Below are 10,285 nucleotides of genomic sequence, written 5' to 3'. Positions count from 1 at the left end.
AAATAATATCGTCGTCCGCAGTGCCGAACATGCTGTCATTACCGGTCGTACCATACATGGTAGCCATAGTGCTCCTCCTAAAAGCTCCTAGAGATACTGATGAAGCACTGCGACGCGCTCCCTGCCCTCTCGTTCACTTAATTTATTACGTGCTAACGGTCCAGCAACCCAGCAGGAGCCGTTACAACTCGCGCCATACTAATGGCAGAAATTACGGAACACAATCATAAAAAACCGTGCAATAACCGCTAATAACGTCAATTTTTACATAATCATGAGCCACTGTGTTTCGTGTGCAACTCATGGGTCCCACTGCACGACGGCGCTGCATATCCGGCATATAGCGGCGCAGCCACCCCCCAAACCACCATGAACACCGCAGTTTTCCTGGTTTCTCAAGGATTTTTCTCGCCCCAAAATCCTAGCCTGAAGTCGGCAATTTTTCGCGCGGAGCGAGACTAGAGCACCTCCTCAGTCATCCTGTCCTTAATCGGACAAAGGACCGCCGGAGGCGACGTGCAGCCGGAGGTCTTCGGCCACAGAAGGCTCATTTTCTTCAAGACGTTGCCAAATCAGGTCACAGGATTCGCAAGACAGGCCGTGGTCAATCTCACCCTCCGGAAAGGTTTTTTCCGGGAAAGGAGAGAGCCCGCCGAAATAGGTACCGGCCAGCCATCCAAGGCTGGCGGCATTCCTGTCCCGTATCTCCTCCTGCAGTCTTGCGGGGACCACAGGCCGTGTCCGGTACTCGGGATAAAGGGCGGCGAGTTTCTGAACCGCCTGATAAAGGGAATGGTGTAACAGCCCATCGGGACGACCGCGCAGGTTGATCCGGCGCATAAACTCCAGAAGCGGACCGCCGATGCTGACGTTACTGTCGGTATCCGGATAGCTGAAGGTTTCGGCTTCAGCCGCCGTGAGCCCCAGGCAATGCAGAAAATCCCGGCGGATATCCTGACCGACCAGGCCGCTACGTTCGAACGCGCGCACCTTCAACTCGGCCGCTGGAAAGGCCGCCTGCCAGCGCATCAGGAAGTCACGGTAATCCGGACGGAACCGGTCGATAAAGGCATCCAGCGTTTCGGTGCCGCCGCCACCCTTCACCCGCTGGGCATAGGCTGACAGGAGATAGTCGAGCGGTTCCCTGAGATAGACGATTATCGTCAGATCGAAATCGGCGAGATCCCGCACAAGCGTCGCCGGATCGAGATTTTGCAGCGCCTCGCTGCTGACGATTGACTTGGGGGCCGCCTTCACATCCTGCCAGAAAGCGTGGACAGCTGCCGCGGCCTCGGCATCATTGTCACCGGGCTGACCGGCCCGGGGATTATAGAAATGCGCCAGCGGATGATGCGCGACGGGGGTGCGCAAAGCCACCGGGTAGACAAACCCGTGGGCCGCAAGCTCTGTCTCGCTGCCGCACAGAAAATGCTGCAGTGTCGAGGTGCCACACTTGTGCCGCCCGATATGGAGATAGAGCTTTCCCGCGCCTTTTTCGCTCACAGCCGTCTTGCCCTTTTGCCTTGTGCCTGGGGTACCGCCCTCCAGGAGCCCCTTCCTCTTCTATTGCCTGAACCCTAGTGCCACAAGGGCAATAAAGCCATCCGTCCCCGATAGTTATTGCGCCTGCGCGGCTGCCGGGATATACGCCCAAAGGGTATAGCTTTTACCAATCAGGATGGAAACCGCACGTGCTGGATGAATGGAAAATCAAGTGTCTGGTGCCGGACTTGCCGAGCCTCGATGAGGTCGCGCCCTATATCCGCCAGATGGATGAGGCACACTGGTATTCGAACTTCGGCCCGCTCGTGATGGCGTTCGAGGGCAAGATGAAGGCCTTTCTGGCCGATCGGTCCCCCGCCCTTGCCGCGCGGGATGCCCATGTGGTCAGCTTTTCATCGGCGACCACCGCGCTTGAACTGATGCTCCGCGCCTCAGGCCTGCCTGAAGGCAGTCGCATCCTGACCCCGGCACTGACCTTCTCGGCCACCGCCGCCTCCATCAAGATCACCGGCCACGTGCCGATCCTGACCGATGTTGACCCCGTCACCTGGGACCTGACGCCGGAGATCGCCCGCAAGGTGATGGCGGAAACGCCGGTCGACGCGATCCTGCCGGTCGCCATTTACGGCTATCCGATCGATATGGATGCCTGGGCCGCCTTCCAGGAGGAAACCGGCGTCCGCGTTTTTGTCGATGCCGCCGCCGCCCTTGGCCAACAACCGGTGCATCCGGATGTGCCTGTCTGTTTCAGCCTTCATGCCACCAAGCCGTTCGGCATCGGCGAAGGCGGGCTTCTGGTTACCGGCGACGAAAAGTTGGCCGTTCTTGCGCGCCGCCTGTCGAACTTCGCCTTTGTCGATGGCACCAGCCGCGAGATCGGCACCAATGCCAAGCTGGCCGAAGTATTGGGGGCTTATGGCCTTGCGCAGCTTGCGCGGTTTGACCGTGTCTATGAGAAACGCCGCCACGTGCACGACACCTACGTCCGGGAGTTGGGCCAAGACCGGTTCCATCCGAAAAGCGCCGAGTTTGTCCCCGGCACGCTTCTGGTGGATACCCGCGGCCGGGCAACTGCGGCGACTGAGCGCCTGAACGCCGCGGGCATCCAGACCCGGCAATGGTATTTCCCGCCGCTTTCCGACCATGCCGCCTTCCATGATGTGGCTGTGGTCGCCCCTGACGGCAGCCGAAACCTGGTCGTTATCGACCGGCTGCAAAACAGCCTGGTCGGCCTGCCGTTCCATGCCTTCCTGAGCGACGAAGATATTAAAACCGTGGCCGCTGAACTGCGGCCCGCCATGGGGAACTGACCCGTATTTTCATGGGGCCGCATGATTGCCCGCAACACTCAAACGGATGGATAATTTTCCAGTGCTGATCGAGTTACTGAAACAGGTTGAACACAATGTCCAGAAGCGCCTTTACCACAAGGCCCGCCCGGACCTGATCAAGATTTTTGATGGCATCGAATCCGGCAAGATCAATTTTGGCGGCAAAGCGAACCTGAGCCCCCTTGCCGAAGCGGAAGCCACCCGCGTCGCGATGGCCATAACCCAGATCCTGACGGATCCGGAATATCATATCGACTCTCCCATGTTCCTGGAGTTCAACCGCTTCAAACGCGCCATATCGCAGATTTTCGAAATCAGCGGCTTCCACGGCACCACCCATCTGACAGTCATGATGGGCGATACCAATGAGAAAGGCCAACGTACCTTCCGGCGCAGCGAGCTTCTGAAGCTGTTTACCGGCCTGTCGCTCAATGCCATGAACGATATGTTCTATGATCTTCTGTTACAGCTTGAGCCCAAGCAGGTTCTGCCGATCGTGATCGGTATGCTGTCCGAACAGCTTATCTATACCAACGCGGCGGAAGAAATTCGCTCCCGGATACTGGCGGACGGTGAGCGCTGGGAAGATGTCGACCTGCACCTCTTCAGCCTCGTCAGCATCGGCCCGGCTTATATGGGCTGTAGCTACGCGGTGGCACCCCACAAGCACCTGATCAAGAAATGCTTCAACAAAGTGGTGAAGCGTTGGCTTGTAACCAAGGGCATCAAGGACACCAAGCTGCCGAAGAAGCGCGCGCTCAAGAAGCGCCCGAAGGCTGTTATCTTCGCAGAATTCTACAATTCGAACCATGCCATGCACCGCTGTTATGGGCCGTCGATCCGCGCGATGATGGAGCATTTCGACACGACCCTGCTGGTTGGGGACACAAAGATTGATGACGAACTGAAATCCCTCGCCCACCATGTGGAAGAGGTCAAATTCCAGCATGGGAAACCGGAAGACCTGATCAAAAAGCTGCAGAGCTACAATCCTGACGTTCTCTATTATCCGAGTGTCGGAATGCGCTTCTCCAGTATCGTTGCCTCCTCCGTCCGGATCGCCCCCATCCAGGTCATGACCTTCGGGCACCCGGCCACCACCTATTCGGACGTGATGGATTATGTGATCCTGCCTGACAAGCTGGCCGTCAATGTGGACACCATGTCCGAAAAGGTGATGATGCGGCCGACGATCCCCTTCTTCACCCACCGGGGTGACGCCGAGGATATCCCCGCCGATATCCGCCTTGACCCGGAAACTGTCCGTATTGCAGTGCCCGCTTGGTCACGCAAGATCACGCCTGAGTTCCTGAATACCTGCCGGATGATCAGGGAACGCGCCCATAAGCCTGTCGAGTTCTGGTTCTTCCCCAACGCCGTTGGCCCGCTTCACCAAGCGATCACGCGGCGGTACGCCATCACCATGCCGGGGGATAAGGTGCTGCCGCGGAAAAACTATAATGACTATATCCGCGACCTGAACCAGTGCGATATTTTCCTGAGCAGTTTCCCCTTCGGCGCCACCAACGGCATTGTCGACGCCGCGCGCCAGGGCCTGCCCATCATCAACATCACGGGGGATGAAGCCCATACCGTGAATGACAGCTCGCTGGTGGCCGACCTGGACCAGCCGGACTGGCTGACCACCCATTCGGTCGAGGACTATATTGATGCCGCGGTCCGCCTGGTCGACGACCCTGGGCTCAGGGTCCAGATCAGCCGCAACATTCTGGACGGCGACCCGGATAAAGCCTTCTTCGTCGACAATGGTGAAACCAGCGCGGAATTCTCGCTGATCATGAATTATATCTATCACCATCATGATGAGATCCAGGCATCCGACAAGAGGGCCTGGACCTACGAGGAAATGGTCGCGGCGAAGGACTAAGGCCGGGCCATTTGATTGGCCGCCCATTTCCTGTATGAAACCAATACTGCCGGGCTTCCATCACCCGCCCGGCGGAAGGCACGTTAGACGAGGGGGACATCATGGCCGGAACGATCCTGTTGGGACTTTATGGCGCGGGAGGCTTCGGCAGGGAAGTGATGCCCATCGCCCTCGATTGCGGCGCGCAGCTCAAGGCCGACAACCCGGGCGCGGACGTCAAAGTCTGCTTCATCGAAACCGAGCCTCAGCGGTCTGAGGTCAACGGCCTCCCCGTCCTTTCGGAAGCCGACTTTCTGGCATCCCCCCAGGACAGAAAGCTTTTTAATATCGCCTTTGCCGATTCCAAGGCACGGGAAGTCATTGCGGAACGCTGCATCGCAGGTGGCGCCGAGGGCTATACGCTCACGGCTGCGAACGCCACCGTCTATGGCCATAACGAAATTGGCGAAGGCGCTATCCTGTGCGCCTATTCGCACGTCACCTCCAACGCCAAAATCGGCCGGTTCTTCCACGCCAACATCTATTCCTATGTGGCGCATGACTGCCGGATCGGCGATTTCGTGACCTTTGCACCCAGCGTTCACTGCAACGGCAATGTCCATATCCATGACCATGCCTATATCGGCACCGGGGCCATCATCAAGCAGGGCAGCGGGGAAAAACCGCTGATCATCGGCGAAGGCGCCATCGTCGGCATGGGGGCGGTCGTCACCAAGGATGTGCCGCCGCATACCACCGTGATCGGCAACCCGGCGCGGCCCTTCGTGAAATCCTGATCACCCGGAAAGCAGAAAACCCCGCGCATACCTGCACGGGGTTTTAGCTCTGACCCAGCATTCAGCCGTTATTCGGCGAGTGCCGCAGCTTCCTCATTTTCGAATTCGTAGCCGAACTTCTTGATCAGGAAGGCTGTCGCTTTCTCGACTTCCAGAAGTTGCTCCGCATCCAGATGCTCACGGTAGCGCCCAACCGCTTGGTTCGACAAGGAGCCGGACGCCTGGATATCGGTCACCCAGGGCTTCAAGCGGTCCATACTCTCAAGCCCGGCGTCAGCCTTGCCTTTATGCTTGCCCGGGTTATGCGGGTCCACGCCTTCAAGGCTGAGGCCCGTGCCATTGCGCACTTGTGCCAGCACCTCTTCAGGATTGGTCACCAGCGTTTCATACTGAACCCAGGTGCAGCGGGCGGCGAAAGCCGGGTTGCGGTCCGCAGCCCCGAAAACCGGCTGGTAGAAACCACGAATGTTTTTGGCGATCTCCGCCACATTGCCGGCATTGAACAGATGCGAATGCCCCTTGGCCGCCATCCGTTCGCCAACCTTGAGCATGGACACAACCACATCACGCGGGTCCCGCTTGATCAGCACAAAACGGCTGTCTGGGAACAGGTGATAAATGTGCGGGAAAAAGAGCGTCATGTGCGGCTCTTTCATCACCAGCCGCCGGGCCGGGGCCTGGGTTGCCAGGACCAGCGTAAAGAAGGATTCGAGCGTGGAACGGAAATAACTGTCCAGCGCCGGAAGAGACTGGAAATAGTTGATCCCCTCATCCGGGAAACGCCCGCGCATGAATTTGAAAGTTTCCAGAAGGGAGCGCAGACCACCGCATTCACCCAGATATTCGTTGGTCTCAGGCCCCGCGCACAAAAGGGTGGCCAGAAGGGTCGTCCCCGAGCGCTGCGCGCCTCCGACAAATACATGCGACATTGCTACCTCACTTTCATGGCCATCCGTGCATACCGTCCATGACGGCACCCTCCGAAACGGCACATTCCTTACATGTGCCCCGTTATAAGCGGCCATGGCCTATATGCAAATCGGAAATGCCACGGCCCTGCCCCAGCCCTGCCCACCCTTGACTTTACCGAAGCATCAGGCCTAGAAAAAAGCGCGGCAGATAAGGACTTTACCGCCATTTTTCATCCCGGCCAACCGGGGCCACAAAGCGCTGGATCATTGCAATGCTCAAGAAACTGTCGGCAATACAGCGCAACCGCAAGGAGCTGGCGCTCGTCGCCAAAAGCTTCGACGAAGCCTATTACCGGGACCGGTACGGCGAGGCCCTGAAGCCGGGCGAAGATGCCTTCGCCCATTTCATGAAAATCGGCTGGAAGCAGGGTTATGACCCCGCCCCCTGGTTCAGCGTTGAGGACTATCTGGAAAAATACCCGGATATCGCCCGCGCGGGCATGAACCCGTTCCGGCATTTTCTTATCCATGGTGAGCGCGAGAAGCGCACGCTGCCGAAGAAGCGCGCCGCCGCTTTCGTCGCCGGTCAGTCCGAAACCTTCGTGGCCGAGATGAACCGCGTTCGCGCCTCCGGCTATTTCAATGAGAAATATTACCGGGACACCAACACCGATATCGCGGGCCAGGATATCGACTTCCTCGCCCATTTCTGCCAGGTCGGCTGGCATGAAGGCCGCAGCCCGTCCCGGCTGTTCGACCTGATCTATGTCGATGCCCACTTCCCGCCGGGCCGTAACAAGAGCCTCAATCCGGTGATCGATTTTCTGGATAGCGGCCTGGAAGGCAGCTTCATCCCGAACACGCTGGGCCTCACCCTGCCCCACCGCCCCACCGCACCGAGCGATGCCGATTGGGCAAAAGCCCCCGCCGCCGTGCGCGCGAGCGATGGAACGGTCGATGTCATCATGCCGGTCTACCGTGGGCTTGATGAAACGCTGCGTGCCATCATGGCCGTACTTCAGGCCCCGACCGACACCCCGGCAAACCTGATCGTCATCGACGATAAAAGCCCGGAACCGGCGCTGTCCGCCAAGCTGGCGGAGCTGGCGGAGAAGGGCCTTTTCACCCTGATCACCCACACCGAGAACCTCGGCTTCGTCAAATCGGTGAATGAGGGCATGCGGCTCAATGAGGACCGCGACGTCGTGCTCCTCAACGCAGACACCGAGGTTTACGGCCGTTGGCTAGACCATCTGGCCGCCCACGCGCGGGCCGATGACACGGTCGCCACGGTCACGCCCTTGTCCAACAACGCCACCATTTGCAGCTACCCGCTCACGCTGGAAAACAACAGCTACGAACTGGAACTGGACGGCGCATCACTCGATGCCGCCGCCTACAGTGTGAACAAGGGCCGGGCCGTCGATGTGCCAACCGGGGTCGGCTTCTGCTTCTATATCCGCCGCGCGGCCCTGCAGGCCATCGGCCTGTTTGACGAAGATGCCTTCGCCAAAGGCTACGGTGAGGAAAACGACTTCTGCGTCCGCGCCGCCGAAGCTGGCTGGCGCAACCTGTTCGCGCTTGACACCTATGTCCGTCACCACGGCGAGGTATCCTTCGCCGATGACGCCACGGCCTTACAGGCCAAGGGCATGGAAGCCCTCAACCGCAAGCACCCGGATTATATGAGCCAGGTCGGCCATTATGTCGCGCGGGACCCGGCGCGCGCGGCCCGCGCCCGGCTGGATGCCGCCCGCATCAAGGCCCAAAAAGGCGACATCGCGCTCTTTATCTCCCATGACTGGGGCGGCGGGATCGAACGCAACATCCGGGACCTCAGCGCCAAGCTGCAAGCCGAAGGCGTATCGGTCGTGGTGTTGCGGTCTGATGACTTCCGCACCGAACATGCCAGCCTGGACCCCGGCGAGGGCTTCCTGACCCCCGGGCTTGAGGCCCTGCATGTCCATGCCGACCACGGCCTGATCGCCGAGCTGGTCGCCATCCTCGCGCCCAAGCTTATCCATGTACATAGCCTGATCGGCTTCACGCCGGACGCGCGGGAAGCCGTCATGGCGCTGATCCGGCAGGTCGGCGCGCCCTATTATTTCACCTTCCATGATTTCGCGCCCATCTGCGCGCACGGCCAGTTTGTCACCCCTGCGGGCGACTATTGCGGCAACCCGGGCCCGGACGCCTGCCGTGCCTGCCTGAAGGCCTACCCGCCCGTCGGCGGCTGGACCGATGTGGACCGCTACCAAAGCGCCTACCGGGACTTCATTCTGGGGGCCGAGGCCGCCTTCGCGCCGTCAGCCGATGCCGCCGCACACGCGAACGCCTTCCTCGGGCAGGATGTGACCACCGTCGCCCCGCACCCGGAACCGAAATCGATCGTGCCGTCCGACCCCACGGCGCGGCCCAGCCCGCCCAAGGACGAGCAGGCCATGACCCGTGTCGCCTTCATCGGCGCCATCGCCCCGCACAAGGGCCGCTATGTCATGGAAAGCTGCGCGCGGGACAGCGCCGGGCGTGACCTGCCGCTGCATTTCCGCCTGATCGGCTATGCCGACAACCGCGCGGTCGGCATGCCGCGGCTGACCATCACCGGCAAATACCGGGGGGATGAAGACTGCCTGAGCAGGCTGATCCAGTATCAGCCGCACTTCATCGCCCTCTTCTCCATCTGGCCGGAAACCTACAGTTATACGCTGTCGCTGGCCTTCCACGCCAATATCCCGCCTGTTGTGTTCGATATCGGCGCGATGGCGGAACGTGTGAAGGAAACCGGCTTCGGCCACTGCCTGCCGGTCAGCTGGATGGACGCCCCCAAGCGCATCAATGATTATCTGCTCGCGAATCCGATAAAGCCGCTTTCGAAGGCAAAGCATGAGGCGCTGATCCAGACGATGACCGACAAGGCCCCCAACCCCCTTCTCGGTCCAGGCTTCTATCGCCGCCTGACCTGAAGGCTACCGGCGGCCAGACTGCCTGTTGCCTCCACCCCCCGCTTCCTTTAAGTCGGGGGAGAACGAAGAAGCCCCAGCAAAGAGATTTTACATGCATCCGTTTGTCTCCAACCATGAAAAGGCGATCCTTTCCCACTTCGGGAATGACCCGGCGCGCTGCATCATGGATGCCCCGATGAAGGGCAAGGGCGTGTTCGTCCTGTTCACCAACCGGTGCGGCTCCAACTATTTCGTCGACCTTATGAACCAGCAGCCGACGGTGAAGCTGCATCATGAAGTCTTCAACGCGGACATGGTTGCCAGCCGCACCAAAAGCCAGAAGCTCAAGACTTTTTCGGAGTATATCGCCTTCCTGCGCAGCCAGAAGGATGCTCAGGCCTGGGGCGCGAAAGTTGGTTTGGTACAGCTGGATATGCTCCACCGCTTCGGGCTTTTCCAGGCGTTCGAGGAAGGCAGCCATATCATCTGGCTCAAGCGCAAGGATATCGTGGCCCAGGCCGTTTCCCACTTTATCGCCGCGGAGACCCGCCAGTGGACGTCCTTCCAGAAAGAGGCCGCCCCAGTCCCGGCCTATGATTTCCGCGCCATCGACAGCTATGTGCAGGCCATTACACGGCACAATGCTCAGGCGGAGATGACGCTCGGTGTGGCGGCGCTCAATTTCACCACGCTCTGGTACGAGGAGCTTCTGGAACAACCCAATATCCAGATGCGCCGTATCATGGCGTTCCTCGGGGAACCGTTTGAGCAGCTGAAGCCGATGAGGACCATGCACAAGCGTCAGGAAGCCCCTGTAAAGGCAGACTATGCCGCCCGCTTCCGCACCGATGCGAAGACCCAGATGGCGCTTGACGGCACCGCCTATGGCGCCGGGAGTCCGATCTGGAAACTGCTTTCGAAATAAACGCCTTTA

The 10,285-nt window shown here is 59.7% G+C and carries 7 protein-coding genes; 5 read left to right on the top strand and 2 right to left on the bottom strand.

Translation table 11 applies throughout. The features are described from left to right. Positions 1–486 precede the first annotated feature (486 nt). Positions 487–1,503: a hypothetical protein gene (locus K6118_RS16965; protein WP_247121696.1), complete on the bottom strand. Its 1,017-nt coding sequence runs from the start codon at positions 1,501–1,503 to the stop codon at positions 487–489. A gap of 188 nt (positions 1,504–1,691) precedes the next feature. Here K6118_RS16965 and K6118_RS16960 point away from each other — a divergent pair, with 188 nt between their 5' ends. The 3 genes from K6118_RS16960 (at position 1,692) to K6118_RS16950 (ending at position 5,498) form a co-directional block, all read left to right on the top strand. Further along, positions 1,692–2,813, top strand: coding sequence for a DegT/DnrJ/EryC1/StrS family aminotransferase (locus K6118_RS16960; RefSeq protein WP_247121695.1), 1,122 nt, complete (start codon positions 1,692–1,694; stop codon positions 2,811–2,813). Positions 2,814–2,874: 61 nt separating this feature from the next. Then, positions 2,875–4,722 carry a hypothetical protein gene (locus K6118_RS16955; protein WP_247121694.1) on the top strand — a complete coding sequence of 616 codons (1,848 nt, stop codon included), beginning with the start codon at positions 2,875–2,877 and terminating at the stop codon, positions 4,720–4,722. A gap of 101 nt (positions 4,723–4,823) precedes the next feature. Continuing rightward, a complete protein-coding gene (locus tag K6118_RS16950; RefSeq protein WP_247121693.1) occupies positions 4,824–5,498 on the top strand; it encodes an acetyltransferase in 675 nt (224 codons plus the stop codon). A gap of 68 nt (positions 5,499–5,566) precedes the next feature. Here the strand turns inward: K6118_RS16950 and K6118_RS16945 are convergent, their stop codons facing one another. Then, on the bottom strand, positions 5,567–6,427 hold the full coding sequence (locus K6118_RS16945; RefSeq protein ID WP_247121692.1) for a sulfotransferase family protein: 861 nt from the start codon (positions 6,425–6,427) through the stop codon (positions 5,567–5,569). Positions 6,428–6,681: 254 nt separating this feature from the next. Here K6118_RS16945 and K6118_RS16940 point away from each other — a divergent pair, with 254 nt between their 5' ends. Both K6118_RS16940 and K6118_RS16935 read left to right on the top strand, forming a co-directional pair. Beyond that, the gene (locus K6118_RS16940) at positions 6,682–9,372 is read left to right on the top strand and encodes a glycosyltransferase (RefSeq protein ID WP_247121691.1); all 2,691 of its coding nucleotides are present in this window, start codon (positions 6,682–6,684) and stop codon (positions 9,370–9,372) included. Between the two features lie 91 nt (positions 9,373–9,463). Next, positions 9,464–10,276, top strand: a complete 813-nt coding sequence (locus tag K6118_RS16935; protein ID WP_247121690.1) for a Stf0 family sulfotransferase — start codon at positions 9,464–9,466, stop codon at positions 10,274–10,276. The last annotated feature ends 9 nt before the right edge of the window (positions 10,277–10,285 follow it).

The sequence above is a fragment of the Kordiimonas marina genome, from assembly GCF_023006325.1.
Taxonomy (GTDB): Bacteria; Pseudomonadota; Alphaproteobacteria; order Sphingomonadales; family Kordiimonadaceae; genus Kordiimonas; species Kordiimonas marina.
This window is presented reverse-complemented; position numbering and strand designations above follow the sequence as displayed.